14 protein-coding genes are annotated in these 22,268 nt (G+C 50.2%); 8 read left to right on the forward strand and 6 right to left on the reverse strand.

What is annotated here, in order from left to right; translation table 11 throughout:
• Positions 1-393 precede the first annotated feature (393 nt).
• Entirely contained in the window at positions 394-1,749 is a 1,356-nt protein-coding gene (locus tag HY774_06370) for a hypothetical protein (protein ID MBI4748095.1), read from the reverse strand.
• On the opposite strand from HY774_06370, the gene HY774_06375 reads away from it, so the two are divergent.
• From HY774_06375 to HY774_06390, 4 genes are all read left to right on the forward strand, one after another.
• Entirely contained in the window at positions 1,750-1,974 is a 225-nt protein-coding gene (locus HY774_06375) for a hypothetical protein (protein MBI4748096.1), read from the forward strand.
• A 206-nt stretch (positions 1,975-2,180) separates the two neighbouring features.
• A complete protein-coding gene (locus HY774_06380) occupies positions 2,181-2,531 on the forward strand; it encodes a DUF2200 domain-containing protein (protein ID MBI4748097.1) in 351 nt (116 codons plus the stop codon).
• 37 nt (positions 2,532-2,568) lie between these two features.
• The gene (locus HY774_06385) at positions 2,569-3,729 is read left to right on the forward strand and encodes a hypothetical protein (protein MBI4748098.1); all 1,161 of its coding nucleotides are present in this window, start codon (positions 2,569-2,571) and stop codon (positions 3,727-3,729) included.
• Positions 3,730-3,772: 43 nt separating this feature from the next.
• Positions 3,773-3,922 carry a hypothetical protein gene (locus HY774_06390; GenBank protein MBI4748099.1) on the forward strand — a complete coding sequence of 50 codons (150 nt, stop codon included), beginning with the start codon at positions 3,773-3,775 and terminating at the stop codon, positions 3,920-3,922.
• A 1-nt stretch (position 3,923) separates the two neighbouring features.
• On the opposite strand, the gene HY774_06395 is transcribed toward HY774_06390, so the two are convergent.
• The 4 genes from HY774_06395 to HY774_06410 all read right to left on the reverse strand — a co-directional run bounded on the left by HY774_06395 (position 3,924) and on the right by HY774_06410 (position 13,136).
• On the reverse strand, positions 3,924-4,130 hold the full coding sequence (locus tag HY774_06395) for a type II toxin-antitoxin system HicB family antitoxin (protein ID MBI4748100.1): 207 nt from the start codon (positions 4,128-4,130) through the stop codon (positions 3,924-3,926).
• A 95-nt stretch (positions 4,131-4,225) separates the two neighbouring features.
• Complete coding sequence (locus tag HY774_06400; protein ID MBI4748101.1) at positions 4,226-8,440, reverse strand: HEAT repeat domain-containing protein; 4,215 nt, start codon at positions 8,438-8,440, stop codon at positions 4,226-4,228.
• Positions 8,441-9,087: 647 nt separating this feature from the next.
• A complete protein-coding gene (locus HY774_06405; GenBank protein ID MBI4748102.1) occupies positions 9,088-12,570 on the reverse strand; it encodes a CHAT domain-containing protein in 3,483 nt (1,160 codons plus the stop codon).
• The gene (locus tag HY774_06410; protein MBI4748103.1) at positions 12,567-13,136 is read right to left on the reverse strand and encodes a sigma-70 family RNA polymerase sigma factor; all 570 of its coding nucleotides are present in this window, start codon (positions 13,134-13,136) and stop codon (positions 12,567-12,569) included. The genes HY774_06405 and HY774_06410 overlap by 4 nt, the downstream gene beginning before the upstream one ends.
• A 318-nt stretch (positions 13,137-13,454) precedes the next feature.
• Here HY774_06410 and HY774_06415 point away from each other — a divergent pair, with 318 nt between their 5' ends.
• Both HY774_06415 and HY774_06420 read left to right on the forward strand, forming a co-directional pair.
• Positions 13,455-15,266 (forward strand): protein kinase, encoded by a 1,812-nt coding sequence (locus tag HY774_06415; protein MBI4748104.1) that lies wholly within the window; start codon positions 13,455-13,457, stop codon positions 15,264-15,266.
• A 116-nt stretch (positions 15,267-15,382) separates the two neighbouring features.
• Positions 15,383-16,360 carry a DUF4384 domain-containing protein gene (locus HY774_06420; GenBank protein ID MBI4748105.1) on the forward strand — a complete coding sequence of 326 codons (978 nt, stop codon included), beginning with the start codon at positions 15,383-15,385 and terminating at the stop codon, positions 16,358-16,360.
• 586 nt (positions 16,361-16,946) lie between these two features.
• On the opposite strand, the gene HY774_06425 is transcribed toward HY774_06420, so the two are convergent.
• The gene (locus HY774_06425) at positions 16,947-18,902 is read right to left on the reverse strand and encodes a winged helix-turn-helix domain-containing protein (GenBank protein ID MBI4748106.1); all 1,956 of its coding nucleotides are present in this window, start codon (positions 18,900-18,902) and stop codon (positions 16,947-16,949) included.
• A gap of 403 nt (positions 18,903-19,305) precedes the next feature.
• Between HY774_06425 and HY774_06430 the strand changes: the two genes are divergently transcribed.
• Both HY774_06430 and HY774_06435 read left to right on the forward strand, forming a co-directional pair.
• Positions 19,306-20,619: a fibronectin type III domain-containing protein gene (locus tag HY774_06430; GenBank protein MBI4748107.1), complete on the forward strand. Its 1,314-nt coding sequence runs from the start codon at positions 19,306-19,308 to the stop codon at positions 20,617-20,619.
• Between the two features lie 59 nt (positions 20,620-20,678).
• Entirely contained in the window at positions 20,679-22,205 is a 1,527-nt protein-coding gene (locus HY774_06435; protein ID MBI4748108.1) for a S8 family serine peptidase, read from the forward strand.
• Positions 22,206-22,268 lie beyond the last annotated feature (63 nt).

Raw genomic sequence — 22,268 nt, forward strand, 5'->3', positions numbered from 1 at the left:
CAGTCCTGAATCTCCGTCTGTGATCTGAATTCGACTTCCTTCCTGGTCACTTTGAAGCATACCTTGAATGTGCTTGTGATGGGGAATATTTCACCGCATTCCAGGCTACCTTGTCCACAAGATTTCGGTTGGGGAACAGTGGCATCCCGCTGGTATTGAATTCAGGGTTGATCAAGGATTACCTCATTCGTCAGCAGACAATGCGACAGGTCTATTTTATGATGCCCAGGTGCATCAAGCGAAAGATTTGAGGCCCGCAGGGGCGTCATCGGACCGTGGTGCGAAGCCCACGGCCCCGGCCAGGACGGGATTCAGGCCCGACACAAACGTTGTTCAATACCAGCGGAAAGGACATGGTTTTCCTTCTCCTGGCGCTTATGCCTTGTCACCCTGTCATTTTGTCATCTTAGGCGTGATGGTGATTTTTTGCTCGCGGGTACATTTCCCCGTGGAGTCAATGCCACGCACCAGATATGTTCCTCTGGGTAAAACCAGTGCTGGCTGGTTGCTGGGGGTGGTGATCAGGAGTTGATCAACGGGCACTGCCTGAACGCCTTCTTTGGCATGAAATGCCTGAATCAGAACGGGTAATGATGCCTTGAACCACTCCTCTGGAATTGTCCACAGGTGTTTGGATGTGTCTCGCAGCAACCAGTCTGGACGGCTTTGCCGATAGCCGGTTCGAGGATGGAACACCTGCATATCGAAATCGGCTTTGGAACTGGCGCTCACAAAAAACTGTGCCTCTGGGTTTTGAAAAACGGTCGGTGTTTTGACGAGTCCGGCTTCAGTCGCATACCGATAGACGGCTCCTTCAAAGTCTGGGCTGCTGTGCTCCATCATCTTGATCTGGTCAATTGTAAAAGGCGTGATGCCGGTGAGTTCCTGAAATTTCTGGGCCATGCTCGGCGCCGTGGCTGAGAACCCACCCTTTTGAATATGGGCATACCCTGCATAAACCACAATTTTGGCCTTTGGGTTTTTGACCAGAATCCGATCCTTTAAGTTTTTCGCCTGCCCGGTTTCCCGCTCCCGGATGCATTTTTCAGGATCTGCAGCATCAAATTCACAGGGAGACAATTCCTCATAGCCAATCGGAATGTAGCCCAATTGAACCGCCGTTCGAATTAAATTTCCAAAAACTGGTTCATCCGAGTAGAATCCAGTTTTGGTATAGAGCGGGAAGCCCCGTTTCGATAAACCGGTCATTTCAAGATGATCGAATGTCTCAGCCGCGAAGTGGGTAAATCCTTTTCGCCGCAGCACTTTTAACACATCAATCATAAACTGCCGGTGCCGGGCTACGTGGTGGGCTTCGTTGACCATAATCACCTGGTGCTGGTCGGCAATTGTTTCAATCGCTTTGATCGCATCCACCGGTTTGAAGTTCTCCAGAACCGCCGCTTGTTTGGCAATATCGTCACGCGATTTTGGTTTCGGAGGCTGGCCCATTGAGTCCATCCAGGCCATTGCTTTTTGATGGTCACCAGTCAGGCTGCAGTACCAGGCTTCATTTTGGATATATGACGAGGCCAGGTTTGAGTTCAAATAGGCGTTTTCTTGATGGTGGAGTTCAGTCATCGCCACCAGCAACTTGCCATGATCGAGTGTCTGACGGGCATCAAATGCAATTTTATACGGGCTGGGAAGTTGCTGGGCTGGTGGCTCACTGGTTTGGGCAATTGCAGTCAGAACATTGAAAGAAATCGTGAACAGAATCCAGCCAATCACGAACCGATTGTTTTTCATATGAACACAACACCTTATATTTCAGCAATTTATCAGTTGTGGATACCAGAAAGTAGCACTCGCCTGATTGGACACCGCGATACCCACCTCTTCAGCAGGTTTATACATGGCAGTCAGTGTGATTTCAGTCAAGATAAAGTTGGTTTCCTTCGTTGGCAGCAATTCTTTATTTCCAAACAAAGAATTCCTGCTACTGGCGACTGGCTACAAACTGGTGCGAGTTGATTGCCTCTGAAATGAATGTAATTTCGTGCAACTCAACCCAATAACCACTTGTCCTGGTCGTTTTTTGTGCCTAAGATACGTGTATCCAGCAAAAAACTGAAAAGATCCTTAATCCGCATGTGGGGCGACTCTGAGTCGGAAAGTTGCCCAATTAGCCCACTGAAAACACCATGCGCCTGGAACCTGATCAAACAGGAGGAGTGATAATGTCTGAGAATCGCGTTTTCAGGATGAAATTTGCAAAGGTTTATCCGCTGTATGTTCAAAAGGCGGAACGCAAGAGTCGGACAAAAGAAGAAGTTGATCAAGTCATTTGCTGGTTGACGGGTTATGACCAGGCAGGATTACAACGGCAAATCGAACAGGAAACTGATCTTGAAACCTTTTTTGCTCAGGCACCGGGTATTCATCCAAAAAGCGAGCTGATCAAGGGTGCGGTGTGCGGTGTGCGTGTGGAAGAAATCGAAGATCCGCTGATGCAAAAAATTCGCTTTTTAGACAAGCTGATTGATGAACTGGCAAAAGGAAAAACGATGGAGAAGATTCTGCGGCAATGACTTGTTTCACCACACAGACCGGATCTGATTTTAGCCAGTGCGTGCATCGGATGCGTTTGGCGCTACTGATGTCAACCTTAGAGGATTGAAATCAATGTCGATAAAACTCTTAATTGCTATCTTCTCTTTATTACTCATGTCAATTGCAGCTAACGGGCAGGAGGTTGCTAAAGTCCGTTGGGAGAATGGCTTTCACCTGGTGAAGTCAGATAAACCCTTTCCTCTGACCAGGTATCCAGGAGTTGACTATTTTGATTTGCGTAGCGACCAACCCGCGCATTGCACTCAAGCAGGTAAAAACTTACGCATATGCAAAGTTCTATCTGATACAGGAATAGATTTCGTCTTTAAACAAAAAGGGAAGCGGATTGGAAAATGGCCGACTTCTGTCCTCGCTGGTAGCGGCAACTCAATCTTTGAGGTCTTGAAGGGAGACCTTGATGGAGATCAAATAGACGAGATCATCGTTGCCAACCTGGATTACATCAGTAATGGCATGGGAATTCAAACCTGGACAATCTCCATATTTCCAAACCCAGACATTTTTGGCTTTCAGCCGCCGCTCGAGTTTTCAGTCGAGGAGTTTGGCGCCAGAGGAACATTTGTAAAGCATTCGACCGACAAACGCTGTCAAATTCTCGTTACGGAATGGCATTCCCTGGAGCATCCGAAGCGCGGAGACGGAATGTATATCATCGGGCGGTGGTATCACTACTGGAAAGGTTCCTTAATTCCGGTCAAAGATCGGCCACCAGTTGCGAGGCGGTACCTTAACAAATTTGCGGAACTCGTGAGCCGAACGCAAGAGAATCCAAAAGTGCCTCTCTGGTGGTTCCAAGATGACCAGACAGAAACCCTCAATGTTGATCCAGCGATTTTGGAGAAGGAAATAAGGAGCATCAATGGAGTCATTTCGAAAGTTATACCTGCTGGGGGCGAAGAGGGGGATGGGATTTTAAAGATACAAGTCAGGTTAGACTCCGGTCAGACCCGAGTCTATCAAGAATCGGCAAAGGCATTTGAGGATACGGACGATTACTTCTTCCGTCTCGGGTCTGGCAAATTTGAGAGACCCTATCCAATGGATTACACCCCTGCTGACATAAATAAGTGGCTACTCGGAAAAAAAGTTAAAATCACAACCTATGGATCTGGTGATCTGTATACGCGTCAGATCATTTGGCTTGAGAATCAGTAGAACTCCTTGGGGTGCTTCATACCGAAGACTTATGTGAAAGGCTGTGGCTCGCTTTGATTTAATTGCTGCCCGACAGAAAACTGCTGGTGCAAGTGTTTCACTCACGGAAGATCCGATTGTCAGAACGCTCTATCGCCAGGATAGAAACACCCATTGGATTCGGGATGCCGGATCAAATCGGTTCGACTCATAACTCAGGCCACCCGTAAAACAAGCCGCTCGCGAGTCACATTGAAGTGGTGAGCAAGTTTCTGTTCGGCAGTTTCGCGGTTGGCTTCCAGAATCATTTCGACCGCATCAGCCAGGTTATCCCGGCATTCTTCAAGTGTTTCGCCCTGGGTGTTCGCGCCAGGGAGTTCAGCAATATATCCGATATACCCCACCCTCTTCGGCAGGTTCATACATGGCAGTCAGTGTGATTTCAGTCATCATAAAGGTGGCTTCCTTAATGAGATATCAAATCGTCAAAAAATTGATTCAAAAAGGGATAGGGATATTATGCTTGGCCATTCGCCCATTCTACTTTGATGTCAAATCTTCCGGCTAAAGCTTCAAATTGAGTTTGAAATTCAGAGAGAGGCATTTGCAAAGTTTCTGAGGCTTTTTTGGCTTTTCCCTCATCAATTTGTATAACTTCCAGCAAAAAGAATTCATGCCAGAGACGAGGGTGGGTACAGACTACCATTATTTGCTCAGGACCATCCAGACAAGCAAACAAGGCGCGTGCAGCAGCGGTTCGAATACTTGCTTGCTCGTCTTTCAGCCGCTTTCGGATTGGTTCGATAACCTGTTTCTTTCCTATGAGTCCTAATGCCTCAATTACCCTATGTCGTACTTCTAAATCATCATCATCCAAGCAAGCAAGGAGTGGCTCAATAGCACGCTCACTTTCAATTCTCCCAAGAAGGTTTGCCACTATTGGACGGATGCTTGACGGGGCATCGTTCAACCGAGCTAAAAGGTAGTCAACTGCCGGTTCGCCAATTTGAACAATAGAATGTGCGACATCATTTCTGTCTCCATCGGAACTTACCAGTAAATCAAACAGGGGTTCTGTAGCGCGAGGATCTGCAATTTGACCAAGTGCCTCAACAATAACACGATTTACATCAATATCTATTTCTTGCAATCCTGCCAAAAGTTTATCTATAGCTCGGGGATCTTTCAGCTTTCCCAGTGCAGCCAAAACTACAAGGCGCGTCTCTTTATCACTATTTTCCAAACAATCCAGCAAAGGCTCAGTTGCCAGTTTATCACCTATTTCACCAAGTGCGGAGATCGCCGCCTGGCGAACTTCGGTACTTTCATCATTTAAGAGTAATATAAGTGGTTCAACTGCTTGGGGATCTTTGAGATATGCAAGCGCGCCAATCACCCCTTTTTTGAGTTCACTATATGGATAATTAATCCAGAAAAGGAGTGGTTCAACAGCAGCAAAAACCTCAGATTTACCCAAAATCCAGGCGAGAAACCGTACTGTTCCAGGATCGGCTTCTGCATTACTTATATAGTCGAGAATTTGATTGAGTTGCGCAGAAGTCGGTTCCCAAAATCCCTTGATGAGCGACCACTGTAATGCCCAGGCGGCTGCATAAGCTACCGGGTGATTTTCTGATAGCTTTGCTAGAAGTTTTACTTCTAACTCAGCAATAGCTACAGGTTCATTCTCAAAGGCATATTCCATAATGCCAAGGGCCGCTTCGATAACCTCATTTTCATTTGGTGAATCAAGGCGGCGTACCTGGTTAAATAGCCAGGCAACTGGATCACCAAAATCACTTATTTCAGATAACTTGGCCACTCCACATAACCCGCCTAAATTTGGGCGTATGGAAATTTCACATGCTTTGAATCTTACAATGAGTTCTGTAAATAACGTGGCCTTCCATCGTGTTTTGGTTAACTCTATTGCGGCTAAATCAATACCTGTTCTTAGTCGTCCGGTTCCATCCCCTCTTTTAACCTGAGCAACAAACTCTTTTATTACCCGAACCGCTAGTTCCTCACTTACATTTGGCTCATCAGCCAAACACGATGCAGCTAACATCGCACGGGCGCGAATCGTACCAACTGGCTCTCCTTCGAGCGGAGTTAAAATTGCAAGTAGAACTTGATCTACCTGGTCTACTGGGTTGTCAGAGTATATTGAGACACACAGTCGCAAAGACTCTTGCCAGGCTTCAACAACAACCGTATCCAACACCTTTGCCTCTTGAGCTGCCTCAGTAAGAGCGGTTTCAAATATCCGACCAGCGAGCGGGGCTACATTTTCAGCCAGTGACAAAGCAGAGTTTCGTCCTGGAAATCGACCATATACCAGTGCCCGTGCGGCCAAATATTCCTGAAAAGTCAGGTGGCGGAATTTATAAACTGACTCCTTTAGCCCTTCGTGAAATTCGGTACCGATTTCAACCAAAAGCCCGGTGCGGGCTTCAACGCGTTTTAAAAAATCATTTGGCAAAGCATTGTGAATGTCGTCGAGATTTGGAAACTCCCGGCGCATTTGTCTAAGTAAACTCAGGATTTCATCTCTTCGCAGTTGCTGGACACCACGGTCACACATTGCATAGGCCACAAATTCCAGTTGTGGAATTGCCTCATGCGGGTTGAGAGATAGACCTACTTCACTGCGCCAGTTGAGCAAAACTTGAACCGCTTCACGATATAAATCTACCCGGCTACTGGGGAGTTTCCCCACTTTGCGTTTTACCAGAGCCATGGTTGTCAGCAGCATTGGGTTTCCAGTAAGGCGCTCAATCCGGTTGGAGCTATGAATGTCATCAATGAAGCCTGTGATTGCGATTTCTCTGTGTTCTGGTCGTTCGGTTAATGTAAACCAGCGTCTCGCAAAATCGTCTTTTTCTTCAGGTAAAAGGTCTGCCAGGGTAACGCGTTGAAAATCCCCCCCTAACACGTGCCTCATTTCGCGGTATCCCACAATGCGTGAAGTTACGATGATTGGTGACTGAGGGTAAGCCTCACTAATTTGCTTTAATTGCCCACAAACGCGGCTGAGCAACCTGGTATCAGTAATTTCGTCCAACCCATCCAGTATCAAGAGAGCTTGCCCCTCTTTGAGGCGTGTGCGCAAAAGCTCAACAAGCACTTGAGATTTCTGGGTACTCAATTCAGCTTTTCGAAGGGTAAACTGCAAGATATCTTCCAGAGAGTCAACGACAGCGGATGGATTCAAATCACCACACCTCACAATAATTGGAAGCCAGGATTCATCAGGCAGTGTCTGGGCATTGGGGAATGTCTGCCAATCTGGATCGTTCTTTAACCGGAGCAAGTAGGCTGTCGCCATCCAGTGGACAAACGTGGTTTTTCCAGCACCTGGGTCGCCAAGCACAACCAATCGCCTATGTTTGGTGAGGCATTCACCGATTGACAGGCGCAAGTGTTCAGCCTTTTCAAAGTGCTGTTCTGGTGAACTCTGTTCCGAACCTGGTTCGATACCTCGCTCCCTATTGATTTTTGGTTCAACCCACACACGCAATGGGACATATAACCGACGAAGCTCCAACTCTTTCTGTGCCAGGTGGCGATCCGGCTCTGGCAGATTGGCCAGGTTGATGATGTCACAGGTCTTCAAAAGAAGCTCGCAGTACAGGCGTTCATCTGGCTGGATTGATGGAACTTCGGTAACCCCGGATTCAGTGGCAAACGCCGCCTGTTCTTCTGGGCGTTCATCTGGCTGGATTGATAGAACTTCGGTAACCTTTTCTTCAGGTAGATAATTCTGATGTGGCATTTCAGAACCTACTGTGAGCAAAGGCTTAGCAGGATCTTCAGTGAAAACTTCTTCTTTGGGAGGGGCAATAGGAACTTTGAGTTTTATTGGAACAATGATTGGTACTGTTTGATTGTCTACGGTTTGAGATCGTGAAAGCACAGGAAGACCGCTAGATATATAACTGATTGTAAATGCAGCGGCAGTATCAGCGGCGTATAGTTTCCACTTATCTCTCTCAATTGTTCCACGCTCTGAGTTTTCCTGACCTTCAGCATGATTGTGGGCAGACGGTTGGCGAGGTTGGTCGGAGATCCCCCGAATCATCATAAACCCCACGCCTTTTCCTAATGCCTGACTCTCTTCAATAGCAAGTGCAGCACCTGCGCCTTCCATTTCGACGGCTTTGACCTTTGGGAATTTCTTGAGTACTGCATCAAAGAATTCGTTTGAGGGGTTATCAACAACTTTGTCCCCTGATGCGATATTTTCTATAAAAACCTCATTGATGCATTTTTGAGGTGGTTTAATTTGTATCAATCGCTCCCAGTCTGAAAATATATGAGTTGCGGTACCGCTTAACAATCCTTGATTTGTTCTATATGTCTGATCAGAGCGTGGATCATACTCTTCGTTAATTTTGCCGTATTCATAACCATGTATAACATTTGCAATCACAACCTGCCCTTTTTCTAAATTTGGGAAGCCACCTGCAACCCCAACAAAGAAAACATAATGTGGTTCCCAACGCTGGATAGCATCAAGTGTTGCTGCAACAGCCTTATTTGTGCCAGACCGAACCGTTATACCTACAGCAACTGTGTATTCTTCAACTCTACCAATGCTCCACGAATATAAGTTCGGATTATCTTGGGGTGATATGACTTTCCCCAATTCAGATACTTTATTGCAAACAGCATAAAATTCTTCAGGTAACACTGTCAGAATAACCACATCAATGGGTGGGAGGTTAACCATACTTCTCCAAAAATTAAAAAGAAAACAAACGGAAGTTTAAGTACCCAAACACAAGGAAAAATCTGAGGTATTCATTATCCTCAATTCTCTCCGTTTCTAAAACCTAAATTTCAGGTTATGGCATTTTTATTCCCTCATCTCCATAGTCACCTGGAGGAGACCCCCTGTGTTTCTTCCGTTGATGCAGAGCGACGCCCCTTCAGGGCTTGAATTTTGATTTGACTGTGATCGCGGGCTTCGCGCCACGGCTATTACACAGCGACCCTGCGGGCCTGAAATCAATGAGAAGGCTGAAATCAAGGGAGAAGGGATGACGAAAACAGCAATCACAAACCTGTTCACGTTCAGGTTTTTGGTTTTGCACCTCGAAGAGTTGCCGTTCAGATAGCCGGTGTGTTGGCCGCTTTGGGCCTACCACCGGTCTCCAAAGCCACCTCATCTTTTCTCCACGCGCTGCGGGCCCGCAGCGTGGGAGGGGGAGGGAAACGGCTTGTTCCGGTGGTAGCTCGCAAAGCCTCGCAACCGACCGGCTAAACTTGCTCCATCCTTTCAGGATGAGAACCAATGTCTTCAGCCCAAGTTCTTCAGCCCAAATTCTTCAGCCCGAATTCTTCAGCCCTCAGCCCCCAGCCCTCAGCCCCAGTTTTTCAACGCCATTCGCCTTGCAGTTGAAACGCGGCCCAGAAGTATGGCGCCCGCCAGCGTTTGTCGCCGAGCATCTGGATTTGGGCGGCGCGTAAGGCCGCTGCCGGACGATTCCCATCACGGAGCATTCCCTGGTAAAACTTCGTCATCAGTTGCGCCGTGGCCTGGTCGCTTACGTTCCACGAACTCACCACCACGCGGCGCGCTCCGGCATACATCAGGCCACGCGTCAGCCCCACGATGCCTTCACCCTTGATGTCGGCGCCAAGGCCCGTCTGGCACGCGCTCAAGGTCACCACTTCGGCTGGCCAGTTGAGGTTATAGAGGTCTTCGAGCCGAAGAAACCCATCCACCGTTTCACCCTGTTCATTCACCAGCGACAGCAACACGGCTGACAATTCCGGGCGGCTGGCATTCAAATACCCATGTGTGGCCAGATGGATATAGCGGTATTTGCTCAGTTCTGGGTTCAGCGCCGCTTCGCGATTGGCCTGGAAATCGAGCCGGATCAAACTGGTGTCACCCGTGATTTTCCGAATCGCTTCGGCTTCGACGCGGGTGCCGGGCAGGCGGGGAATCCGCAATTGCAGCACTTTATTGCCGGATTCATCGGTGGTTGGTGGGGAACTAAATTGATCCAGATGCCGGGTGATGGTGTCTGGAAGCTGGGCAACCGATAGGTTTTGTCCTTTGGCCCGTTCGTCCCGAGCGGTAAACACCGGGTCGGCCAGCACGGCTACGCTATTGATCGTCGCTCCCTGGCTGCGTCGGATCCGACGTAACGCCACCAGCGTCGAAGCCGATGGCACAACCACGATTTCGTGACGTTCGATCAGGTACGGCGTTGATTTTGATTCAGGTTTGGGATTGGGAACGGGAAGGGCTGCAAATGGAACAATTTGCAGCGCCCCATCCGCCACGATCACCAGCCGCTGGCCGCGAATTTCCTTTTGAACCGGCCCCAGCAGCATCCGACTCAGTTCCGCCGCAGCTTGCGGATAGGCCCGATCAGCGGCAGCTACTCGTGCCTGATAGTCCTCGGGCGAAATATCGGTGCGGCTGCGTTCCTGGGCCAGTTCTTTGAGCGCCGTGCTGCGTTTGGTCAAGAGTTCGTACACCTGACGGGCGGCTTTGGTGAGTTCGTCCCGGCCCGGCAGTGGATACACGGCAAAATTGCCCTGGGAAACCGCAAACAGGTGGCTTTGTTCGGCGCCTAAAACATATTCGAGCAGGATGGTGTCGGGGTCGAGCACCTGGGTTTGGAGTTCTTCGACCGTGATGGTTCTGGCCTGGGTGAGTGAGGCATACTGCGGGCTTTTCTGACGAATTTCAGCCTGGACCTGCCGGTATTCATCGGTCAGGGTTCCGATTTCTTTTTCCGCTTCGTTCTTTTGCGCTTGGGTATGTTTCCCAGTGAGCAGACGCGAGAGTCGTTCAAGTTTATTCGTGATCCGTTTTTTGAGAGCTTGCTCGTGTTCGAGGAGTTGCGGTTCGGCGCCCTGTCGAATGTTCATCCGGGCTTCAGCCAGCAAATCCAGCAACGACCGGGCGCGGGCTTGCTCGCTGATTTGAAACGCCTGGCGGTCATATCCATCCAGCGGGTTTTCGCGGTGCAATTGCAGCAACAGGTTGATATAGAGCCGGTAATAGTTCTGAATCCGGGCAAAAAACGAAGTTCGCAAATCCTGGCTTCCGGCACGGGCGCGAATAAACTCGACCTGTTCGAGCGCCTGTTCAAAGTGAGTTTTGGCGTCCTGTAATTGACCCACCGCCTGCTCGGTTTCCGCCAGGGAACTGAGCGCCCGGGCAAGCCCTGACCGGTTGCCGGTATTTTGCCAGAGTCGAACCGATTCGGTGAGGAGCGGCAGGCTCTCCTGAGGCTTGTTGATTCGCAGGGAAGCCCCGCCGATGTTTTGCAAGGCAAGGGCAATGCTTTCCTTATCGCCACTTTCCTGAGCGATGGTCAGACTTTGCTGAAAGTACTCCAGCGCTTTGGTGTACTCCGTGTCGTTCACCATGACCGTGCCCAGATTATTGAGGGTCACTGCCTGTCCAGACCGGTCACCAAGGCTTTTTCTGAGTTCCAAGGATTGCTGATAGTACTGTATCCCAAGCGTCGTTTCCGAAATTCGGGAGTACCCCAGACCCAAATTATTGAGAGCCGTTGCTTCTGACTGGCGGTCTCCGGTGGCCTGCCAGATGTGTTGGGCTTGTTTGAAAAGATCAATGCTTTTGCGTGGTTCACCTAAGTCCAGGTAGACCATGCCGGTATTTAAGAGAACCAGGGCTTCGGCATTGCGATTGCCGGTTTTTCGATTGTAGGCCAGGGCCTGAGTGTAATAGTCCAGGGCTCTTTGTGGTTCACCAAGTCGGTTACAGGTGAGCGCGATGTTATTAAGGAGAATTCCTTCGGGAAACGGCTTGCCAGTCTCCCGGCAGAGCGCCAGCGCTTGAAAGTAATACTCTTGCGCCAGTTTGGCTTCGCCCAAATCAATATAGGTTGTTCCAATATTACTAATGGTCTCAGCCAGACTCGACTTGGTGCCATGGATTTGTTTGATTGGAATGGCTCGCCGGAAATAGTCCAGTGCTTTTTGCGCGTCACCCAAATTATTATAGACCCGGCCTATGTTGGAGAGAATAATTCCTTGCGATTCGTTATCATCAAACTCCATCGAGATTTTGAGGGCTTCTTCATTGACGGTCAGGGCTTCCTGAAACTCTCCGAGTCGGTTGTGAATAATCGCCAGATTATTGAGCGTGGTGGCTTCATTGAGCCGGAAATCAACCGTTCTTTTCAGCGCCAGTGCTTGCAAATTCAACTCTTTCGCTTCTTTGGTGCGACCAAACTCCTCAATAATTTTTGCCATCCAGTCCAGGGCATTGGCTTCACCCAGTGGATCCTTGACCCGGTGAAAAACCCCACGGATCAATTCAAGTTCCTGGAGGGCGGCTTCTTTCGCTTCTTTGGTGTGTTTGAAATGAGTTCGGAGTGCTTGCTGGAATCTCTGCTGGGCCTGCATTCGGTCACGGTCATCCTGGGTTGCCGGGCGAAGTTCCAGAATTTGAACCGTATAGCGTCCAGGTTCGGCCTGATTGTCAAATGGTTTCAATTCCAGATGATAGATGCCGGCCACATCCGCGACGAAGGTCAAAAAATCCGGCCCGGTGAACTCCTGTGTGTAATCAGCCATGGTCATCTCTTTGTCGTCAGATCCGACCACGCGCAGCATGACATTGAGTTTGTTTTGGTCAACTTTGACATTGAGACAATACCCGGCAGGCACGTTCACGGCATAGCGATGGGTCTCACCGCCTTTCATTTCGCGTTCAACCGGTTGTGACAGCGTGAGTGTTGGTTCTTCGGTTTGTAGACGTGGCGCTGGTATTGGATCGGCATCGGCCTGTATCTGTATGATGGGGAAGCTGACCAGGAGACACAGCAACCCGCACAAGATGAAAGCGAACTGGTTGAGCTTCGTCATGATCGGGTTAGCTCCCTTCGTAGCCAGAGACGGGCTGAAGTCCATTCCCGTCCAATCGTTGCCGGTGAAATCCCAAGTGCCTCGGCGGTTTCCTCAATCGTCAAGCCGGCAAAAAACCGCAATTCCACAATCTGAGCCTGGGTTGGATCAAGTCCGGCTAATTCGTTGAGGGCATCATCGAGTCGAACCAGATCAATGGCCCGTTGTTGAAACACACCGAAGGTTTCATCCAGGGAAAGCGGGGCTTCGCCGCTGCCGCGTTTCTGTGCCTGTCGCTTGCGGGCGTGGTCAACCAGGATCTGGCGCATGGCGTTGGCGGCAATTCCGAAAAAATGGGCCCGGTTTTGCCAGGTAACCTGTGGACCATCAATGAGCCGCATGAAGGCTTCGTTCACCAGTGCCGTCGGTTGCAGGGTATGGTTTGGCCGTTCGCGATGGAGATACCCCGCCGCTAATCGTCGAAGTTCGTCATAAATGACTGTGATCAATTCGGCCTGTGCCTGCTGGTCACCAGCATTCCAGGCAAGCAGAAGCTCAGTCACATTTGGTGAAGAAGGGCCATCCATAAAAAATAATTTTCTGTTTGAGTAAAATCGGATTAAGTTTGCGCATGAGGCAAATATCAGCCTCGTCACTCTACCGCAAATAAAAAATGATGAAAACCGAATTCAGGGTTCAGGGTTCAGGGTTCAGGGTTTGAAAAACCAGGGTTCAGGGTTCAGAAATAGAAAGAGACAAAAAGGACATAAGAGACGAAAAGGACGAAAACGTAAAAACATGGGGACTCAGACCCTGAGCCCTGAACCCTGAACCCTGGTTTTCGAACCCTGAACCCTGAACCCTGAACCCTGGCTTTCAAACCCTGAACCCTGAACCCGAATGTCATGACTCCACACCGCTGGCAACAGGTCAAAACCGTGCTCAACGAAGTCCTGGAACAACCGCTGGACCAGCAACTGGTCTATCTGGAGCGGGTTTGTGGAGATGACCTGGAATTGCGCCGTGAGGTTGAATCGTTGCTTGAATGTTCCGAAGACATCGAGCCGGAGTTTTTAGCTCCAATTTCAAGTTCTTCGGAAAGTGGCTTGACCTGTCCAGAGGAGAGGTGTCTGACCAGCCCGTTTCTTGAATCAGGAACGGTCATTGACGGGCGGTATGAAATTGAACGCGAACTTGGGCGCGGCGGGTTTAGCGTGGTGTATCTGGCGCGGGAACGGCTGTATCAGGCCGCTGGAGGCCCTCCGATTTTGCGGCCCGTGGTGATCAAATGTTTGCTTTCCGAACATGTGAGATCAGAGTGGCTTCACCGCAAGTTTCAGCACGAAATCGAAGCGCTTTCTCAGATTGATCATCCACACGTGGTTGGGTTACTCAAAGCTGGTGAATTGCCCGACGGCCAGCCCTATCTGGTCATGCCATATATTAAAGGAGAGACGCTCCGGTCAGTGATTGCCTCCCCAGGAATGCCGGTCTCCAGCGCCCTGGGTATTTTTCAGCAACTGTGTGAGGCACTGACGGCGGTTCACACGCATGGCATTATCCATCGGGACCTGAAGCCGGAAAACATCATGCTCCAACCCCAGGCGAATGATGAGTTTCAGGTGAAGCTGATTGATTTCGGAATTGCCCGGCTCAGCGTTTCGCAGGTTGGGGACACGACGCATCGGTCCACCGCTGTGGGAACGCTTCGCTATATGTCGCCGGAACAACTCCTCGAAGGCAAAACCAGCGTGCAGAGCGATATTTACTCACTCGGGATCATTTTGGTTGAGCTTTTAACCGGACGGCGGCCTTTTGATTCGAAAGCGCCCACGCCGTATTCGGTCGTGATGGAGTTGATTGCCCAGCAACGAAATGGAATGCCGGCACTCGATGTTGACCTCCCGGATGCCGTCAGACGGGTGCTGGCCAGGGCGCTGGCGTTTGAACCCGAACAGCGCTGGCGTTCCGTTGCGGAATTCCAATCCCGGCTTCTCGAAAGCTTTGACCAGCCGTCAGTAAAATCACCGGTTACGCTCAAGCCATCTAGCAGGCCCTTTCGGTGGTCGCGTGCCATTCTGGCAACAATGGTGTGTGGTGGTCTTGGGGCCGGTGTGTGGTGGTACGAGACGGCTGATTCAAAGTCTCCGGCATCCATAAAGTCAGTTCCACCAGTTGTTTCTGGCGAAGTTCAGCTTGGCTGGTCGCTGACGGTCCAAAAGTTGAAAAACGGTCAGCCGGACGGTCCCGCCTTTGAACTCTTGAAAGAAGCCGTATTTGATCACGCCACCGCCTACCGGGTGCGAATCAACCTGACACCAACCCAAACTGGCCATGTGTATGTCATCAATGAAGGTCCTGGGAAAGTCGCCTCCGTCGAATATGTGAAGGTCTTCCCAACGCCGACTGCCAATGAGAATCAATCGGCGGTGACTGCACACCGCACGGTTCACATTCCAGAACGTGACTGGCTGGAATTTACTGGCGGTGCCGGAACCGAGACCTTCTGGCTCATCTGGTCAGCCAAACCACAACCAACGCTGGAAACGCTGCCCGTGGGGAGGCTTGCTTCGCCAGAACTTGCTGATTCGGTTCGAATGTTTCTTGGGAAAACAACTGGAACACGGAGCGAGGTTGTTTCCTCGACCCTGGATCGCACGCTGATTCGATCCACCAGAGATTTGGTTGTGTATCCGCTCCGATTTGAACGGCGATGAGTAAGCTGGCGAAAATTTCCGGGCAGTTTTAACCACGAAAAACACGAAAAACACGAAAAAAACCAAAGACTTACAAAATTTCAATCTCTCATTCAAGTTATGAAAAGGTACTGAATTTGAAAAACAAAGCCCCAGTCCCCAAATGGTATTTTATGAAAAACACGGTTCAGATTTTCTTTTCCATCGTGCTGATTGCAATGTGTTTATTGGATAGCAATGCCGTCCTTGCCCAATCGCCAGATGTGCGAATTGTCGAAGACACCGGTCTGAAATTAATGACCAGCCGACCAAAACCCAAAAAGGCGCGTCGGATGAACCGCCGATACCGGGTTGTCTCACCTCCTCTGGCTGGAAAGCCCGCGACAACGGCACTTGAACTGGGTGTCACGCTCTGGCGATTGCGCCCAATGATGGCGACTGATGACCCGACGGTTCGGTTTCTGGATCAATCAGATGGCGTCGGTAGCCTGGACACCCCACCGCAGAGCCTGACCGGAGAACGAGTTTCGACCGACACCCAGCTCAAGGAAGGCGACCGCTTGCGGCTCAGTATCGAAGCCGGCCAGCGCGGGTATCTCTACATTATTGATCGCGAACAATACACCGATGGCAGTTTGGGTGACCCCTATCTGATTTTTCCAACTACCCAAACTCGCCAGGGCAACAACCGGGTCGAGCCTGGCAGTGTGATTGAGATTCCAGCGCAGACTGACCGGAATTCGTTTTACACCATCCGCCTCAAGGAAACCGGCACGGGAAAAGTACTTGCCGGGGACGTGCTGATTTTGCTTGTCACGCCGCAACCACTGACGGAAATTGAAATCCCGCGTCGGACACTCAAATTGACACCTGAACAACTGGCTGGCTGGGAAAAATGGAAGGTCTCGACGGAAAAGCTGGATCTGGAAAATGGTGCCGGGCAAACCTATTCAAAAATTGAAAAACAGGTGGGGGCGGATTCGTCCCGGCATCTGGATCAGGGAGACCCGCTGCCTCAGACCGTCTATCGAATTGCGGCAAAACCAGGGACTCCGTTTTGGGTCACGCTGCCGCTGGTGGTGAAAAGCGCTGATTCCCGGTTATCGCAACGGTAAAGAGGACAGGGTGACAGGGTGACAGGGTGACAAGGTGACAAGGTGACAAGGTGACAAAGTGATAGGGGATTTTTTTCATCCCTCATCCCTTGGTTCGGCTCGGAACCCCAAAATAGGTAGAACTACCTAGTCAAATTAGGTAGCTCTACCGATGTACTTGCCCAATTAACTCCTTATTATTCGGCACGTTATGAGCCCCATGCACTATTCTGATTTAAATTTTTCTAAAAAATTCTTTTTTTGTGAGTGAAATCGCTTCGGCTTTGCGCATGTGGTGAGCTGAAGGGAGTTTACTCCCCAGAGTGTCTGAGGGCTGTTTGGAAATACAGTGAATCCCGCGCAAGCTGATTCCTTGTGCCTTCACGTGTGTCGAGAGAGAAGTCATTTTGGTCCTAATTTCCAAACAGCTTCTCAGCCGGTATAGCTGAGATCACTGTACCCCAGTATTGCCTCCAAAGAATCCCTGCTTTCAATCTCTCAAACCACTTTCCTCAATCAATTCAATACCATTTTGGAATGGGATCCTCGCATTAGAAAATAGTCAAGTAATTCAATAAAATAGACTTAGTGAACTACTGACTACTGACTACTGACTACTGACTGGTATCAGTTTCATTCGTTGCAGCAAGGCCGTAAACTCGGGTTTTGTTCGGAGCAGGTCCAGCCGGGGATCAATCTTGAGGTACATCGCCTGCTGGTTGTGGTTTTGAACGGCACGTTCCAGCCACGTCAGGGCTACCTGATGCTGGCCAAGCCCCGTGTGCATGACACCGATTTCATAACAGACTTCGGGTTGTTGCGGTGCGGCGTTTTCGTACATAGCCAGCACTTCCATGGCTTTTTCTTTTTTCCCCCAGGCCAGCGACATATGGGCGCCGCGGCTGCGCCGGGTTTCCCCGGTTTTTTCAAATGCTTCAGCCGCCTGCGGATACAGACCTTTCTGTTCATAGGCCATTCCCAACCCCAAATAGGCCCCTGAAAATTGGGGAGAGAGTTCAAGTGATTTATTGAACTGGGCAATTGCCTGATCAAATTTCCGATTGTAAAAGTATCCCCAACCCAGTCCATTGCTGATCGCAATTGAAAGCGGATCAAGTTCCTGGGCCCGGCGCAATTCGGTTTCGGCTTCGTCCATCCGGCCCATAAACATCAGGAATTCGCCATACCAGTGATGGCCGGTTGGATAATTTGGGTTGAGTTCGAGGGCGTATTTGAATTCTTTTTCGGCGCCTTCCCAGTCCCATTCATACCGGGTTTTGGCAAAGGCGAGGGCGGTGTGGGCTTCGGCCAGGGTTTGATCGAGTTCAATCGCCTTGCGGGCAGCCAGGATTGCCTGTGGGAAGGTGATTTTGGGCGAAGTTGAACTGTAGAGACTGAGCACGTTATAGGCATCCGCCAGTCCCGCATAGGCCATGGCGTAGGTCGGATCCATGGTCACCGCATCATGGAAATTGGTGATGGCCTGTTCCAAACCCGGTCCCGTACGAAGGTTCCAAAAGTACCGGCCTTTGAGGTAGGCATGAAAGGCGAGCGGATTTTGAGTATCACGGTGTGTAAGCTGGCGGCGATCCTGGGCGCTCAGTTGAATGGCAAACGCATTGAGTACTCGCTCGGAGATTGCATCCTGAACCGTAAAAACGTCGGTCAGTTCGGCATCAAAACTGTCAGCCCAGAGCGGCATGCCATCGCTGACTTTGATCATTTGCACTGTTACGCGCAGTTTGTTTCCCGATTGCTGAATTTTTCCTTCAAGGAGCGCGTCAACGTGTAAATCTTGTCCAACTTGAGTCAGGTCATAGGCTCCTTGCTCATATTTCAAAATGGCACTGGTTGGACTGACGGCAATTTGTTTGAGCCGGCTAAATTTGGTAATCAGCGCGTCGGCCAATCCAATGCGCAAATAATCGTTTTCATTTGAATTCAATACTTTAAATGGCAGGACCGCCAGAGATTTGATGGCTCCCGAACTTTGCGAAGCTGATCGCAGTGTCCACATCCACCCCAGCACCGCCACCACCGCCACCACCATCATTCCCCCCGTGACCATTTTCCAGCTCAACCAGTGTGTCCAGGTCGCCATGAAAGCCCTCGGCGCCATCGGTACTGGTTCGCTGGACGGTGGTTGGGCGTCCTGGTCTGTCAATGGCCCCTCATCCGTTCCCGGAACAGGTTCACCGACCTCTTCGACTGGAGACGCCACTGGTTCATCGGTTATCACCGAGGTCACCGGCGCCACAAAACAGTACCCGCGCCGGGGAACGGTCACAATGAAGCGATGTTCGTCAGATTGTTCGCCCAGGGCTTTGCGCAACGAGGAAATATTGACCGTTAAATTGGTGTCCTCCACAAAGGTGTCAGGCCACAGGGTCTGCATCAAGGTTTCCCGTTCGACCACTTGCCCGCTGTTTTGAAGCAGGCACACCAGGGTATCAAACGCTTTGGGTGCCAACTGGACTGGCTCATTGTCTCGCCAGAGCAGGCGCTTGCTGGTGTCCAGCCGAAACAAATCAAACTGGTAGATGAGAGGGGCTGGTTGATTCATGGGCAGGGTGTCCTTGTGAAAAGGATTGCCTTCGGGGTGACTTTTCGGCCTGGAACAAAACGAAAAATCGAAAAATGTGAGATTTTGAAGGCCCTTCGATTATTGGTTGGGCATTCTGTGAATGCAAGTGCCACAGCCAGTCAGCTTCATAATAAGATTGAAAATATATAGATTTTTTAGATGAATATTGTTTAATTTAAAGAAATAATAGATAAAAAGAGCTTTGACTTGAATGTAAAGAAGGAAAAGAACCAGGGAAACGTCAAATTTAGGTTTCTTAATAAAAATTAACCTGTTTCAAACCAGGGCTAAAGGATTTTTGAAGGCTGATTCGTCAACTCTTCGACCAAACCAGGCGATTGATTTGATGTATTTCCATTCAGGATTTGGAAGGAGCGTTTTCATGCCACGCAAGATTTGGTTTTTGGTGCTTTTGGTGGTCGTTGTGTGCTCAGTCAACGGCACTGGTTTTCAACAATGGGGAGTGCCAGTACAGGCGCAAGTCGAGGAAAGTACACGTACCAGCCTGGCGCCTGAAGTTCGGCAATTTGATTTTTTCATTGGAAAATGGAAAGTGACAACTGGTTCAGCCACTGTGGTCAGTAGTGTATCAACCTTCGGAGTCGGGGGGATTGCGATGTTGGAAACATACAACCCAGGCGGTGAATACCAGGCGACCAGTGTCACGGTTTATAACTCCAAAACCCGAAAATGGACGCAAAACTGGCTTGATTCAGACGGATTACTGCTTGAATTAAGCGGGGAACTGCAAAACGGGATGATGGTGCTGACCGGAGATTATATTGGTTCGCAAGGTCAACCGACCCAGGCACGACTCACCTATTTCAATATTTCCAGAACTGAATTTGACCAAACCTTTGAAATCTCAACCGATACTGGTGCCACCTGGAGCCGGACTTATTCGGCGCATTACGTCAAAGACTTGAGTCCATTGCCGGCCAGTAGCTCGCCTGAAATCAAACGCCTTGAAAAACAGCAGTTTACAGCGGCATCCCTCCCATCAAAGGCGCGGGATTTTGATTTCTGGGTTGGGAAATGGACGGTGGATATCGCGGGGTCAAATGTGCCAGGGCTGAGCAACATTCGGTCATTTGGGTTAGGCGGCGGGCTGGCGATTTTGGAAGACTACAACCAGGGCAGCTATCGCGGGACGAGCGTCAGTGTCTTCAGCTTGAAAAACAATCAGTGGCACCAATTTTGGTATGATAATGGTGAGCAGGCGCTGCTGCTGGAAATTGATGGGAATTTGGAAAACGGGATGATGGACCTGGAAGGCGAGTATGATGACAACAATAGTTCACGTCGGTTATATAGTCGTCTTCGCTACTTCAATATCAAGGGAGATACTTTTTCACAACATTTTGATGTTTCTCCCGATGGTGGAAAGACCTTCCAAACCACCTATAACGCGTTCTATACCAAACAAATTCTGGCGGTACCGCAAAACTTCGCGGCGAATCAGGTCAAATCCACCAAAGTGGTGCTTTCGTGGAAAGACACCTCAACCATCGAAGACCGATTTGAAATTCAGCAACTTCAAGATGGAAAATGGGTTACTATTGCCACGACTCGTTCTGATGCAACCAGGTCGAAAATCAAAAAGCTCCAGACGCAAACCACCTACCGGTTTGCGGTCCGGGCTTGTGCCGGGGCTGAGTGCTCTGAATCAGCGGAATTGACTGTCACAACCCCATAAACCTTTTCGGAGTGCGGCGGCTTGACGCCGCTTTGATCTTTGGTCTGAATTGAGGTCGTATGAACCTGGTGCGTCGTTGCCTGTTTATTTGTATCGGGATCTGGCTCGTCTGTGCTTTTCAATTGACAACTTCCTTTGGGAGTGCCGCCAGTGATGAAAAAATTGACGGTCCAGTGCTGGCAGCCATGGCCGAAAATACATCTGTTCCAGTGCTTTTGCTTGGGAAACCCCAATTGATTGATGGACCAGCCGCTTTACAAACATTCATTACAAATCACACGGGGCAACCTCGGAGCGCAATCCAAACCGAAGTGATTTCCCAGTTGAAAAAGATTGCGGCTGATGAGCAGGCCCGCATCTTGCAGAAACTCGGCTCTCCGCCTGGGGCGCGGTCGTTGTGGTTGATCAATGCGGTTGTGGTGACGCTTTCGCCAGAAAATATCCGCAAAGCAGCAGCGCTTGAGGAAGTAAAATATGTCTACCACGGCCAGCAAGCCCCACCAGAATTGGGGGATGCCGGGAAAGTGGCCACGGTGCTTTCCCCATCCCAACGTCCGGCATTTTCCACCCGTGGGAAACGCATCAACTGGGATCTGAACAAAATCGGGGCAACCCGAGTCTGGAAGAAGTTGAAAATCACCGGTGATGGCGTGGTGATTGCCATGCTGGATGGAGGCGTGGATTACACTCATCAGGACCTGCGCTCAAACATCTGGATCAACCCCAAAGAGGTGCCCAACAACGGCGTTGACGACGATACCAACGGCTATGTTGATGATGTGTATGGGTTTGACTTTGGTCGGTTGAAGGCCGAAGTCAAAACACCGGGCACGGCGGCCAATCACGGGACGTGGACTTCGGGGATTGCCGCAGGTGACGGCACCGGCGGTACGCTGACCGGCGTCGCTCCACGAGCCAGACTGATGCCGCTGGTATTTGGCCCGAGCGTGTACACGGCTGTACTGGCTCACCAGTATGCGCTTGAACAAGGCGCCGACGTGATCAATATGAGCTTTAGCATTCCAGACCTGAGGAACTTGCGCGGGCTCTGGCGAATGATGGCCGACCACGCCATGTGTGCCGGACTGGTACTGGTGTCAGGGGCCGGGAACTTTCAGCAAAACCAGCCGATTCCGGTTCAGCAGCGCATCCCGGAAGATATTCCGACGGTGTTATCCATTGGCGGTGTGGATCAGAAATTGAACCTTGCGTCATTTAGCAGCCTGGGGCCAGTGGAATGGGGTTCGGTCAAGTGGTACGGAGACTTCCCCATGCCTCCGGGATTGACCAAACCCGATGTCGTGGCGTTTCCCGGGCCGGGTTATGTGCTCATTCATCCTTCCGGAAGCGGTTATGTGGATCCAAACACCAATTTAATGGGCAATTCCTTCAGCAGCCCGCACGGTTCGGGGGTGGTCGCCTTGATGATGTCAGCCGCCCCGGAACTGCCCGCCTGGCGAATCCAGGAAATTTTAAAAGCCACGGCCAGAGATTTGGATGCACCGGGCAAAGACAATCGAACCGGGCACGGGCTGATTCAGGCGTTTGAGGCGGTTCAGACGGTTAGAAGAGAGGCTAGGAAATGATGACTGCGTGCAAACCTGGTTGAACGCAAACGCAAAACTGCCGCTCCGGTTTGGGATGCTTAC

This window comes from Acidobacteriota bacterium (assembly GCA_016208495.1).
In the GTDB taxonomy this organism is placed as follows: domain Bacteria; phylum Acidobacteriota; class Blastocatellia; order Chloracidobacteriales; family Chloracidobacteriaceae; genus JACQXX01.

What these genes read in the sequence shown, in the direction of transcription:
- HY774_06425 (MBI4748106.1), bottom strand. Translation starts at nt 18,902, where the DNA reads ATGAATCAACCAGCCCCTCTCATCTACCAGTTTGATTTGTTTCGGCTG.
- HY774_06400 (MBI4748101.1), bottom strand. Translation starts at nt 8,440, where the DNA reads ATGGTTAACCTCCCACCCATTGATGTGGTTATTCTGACAGTGTTACCT.
- HY774_06415 (MBI4748104.1), top strand. Translation starts at nt 13,455, where the DNA reads ATGACTCCACACCGCTGGCAACAGGTCAAAACCGTGCTCAACGAAGTC.
- HY774_06405 (MBI4748102.1), bottom strand. Translation starts at nt 12,570, where the DNA reads ATGACGAAGCTCAACCAGTTCGCTTTCATCTTGTGCGGGTTGCTGTGT.
- HY774_06380 (MBI4748097.1), top strand. Translation starts at nt 2,181, where the DNA reads ATGTCTGAGAATCGCGTTTTCAGGATGAAATTTGCAAAGGTTTATCCG.
- HY774_06395 (MBI4748100.1), bottom strand. Translation starts at nt 4,130, where the DNA reads ATGAACCTGCCGAAGAGGGTGGGGTATATCGGATATATTGCTGAACTC.
- HY774_06435 (MBI4748108.1), top strand. Translation starts at nt 20,679, where the DNA reads ATGAACCTGGTGCGTCGTTGCCTGTTTATTTGTATCGGGATCTGGCTC.
- HY774_06430 (MBI4748107.1), top strand. Translation starts at nt 19,306, where the DNA reads ATGCCACGCAAGATTTGGTTTTTGGTGCTTTTGGTGGTCGTTGTGTGC.
- HY774_06375 (MBI4748096.1), top strand. Translation starts at nt 1,750, where the DNA reads ATGAACACAACACCTTATATTTCAGCAATTTATCAGTTGTGGATACCA.
- HY774_06410 (MBI4748103.1), bottom strand. Translation starts at nt 13,136, where the DNA reads ATGGATGGCCCTTCTTCACCAAATGTGACTGAGCTTCTGCTTGCCTGG.
- HY774_06370 (MBI4748095.1), bottom strand. Translation starts at nt 1,749, where the DNA reads ATGAAAAACAATCGGTTCGTGATTGGCTGGATTCTGTTCACGATTTCT.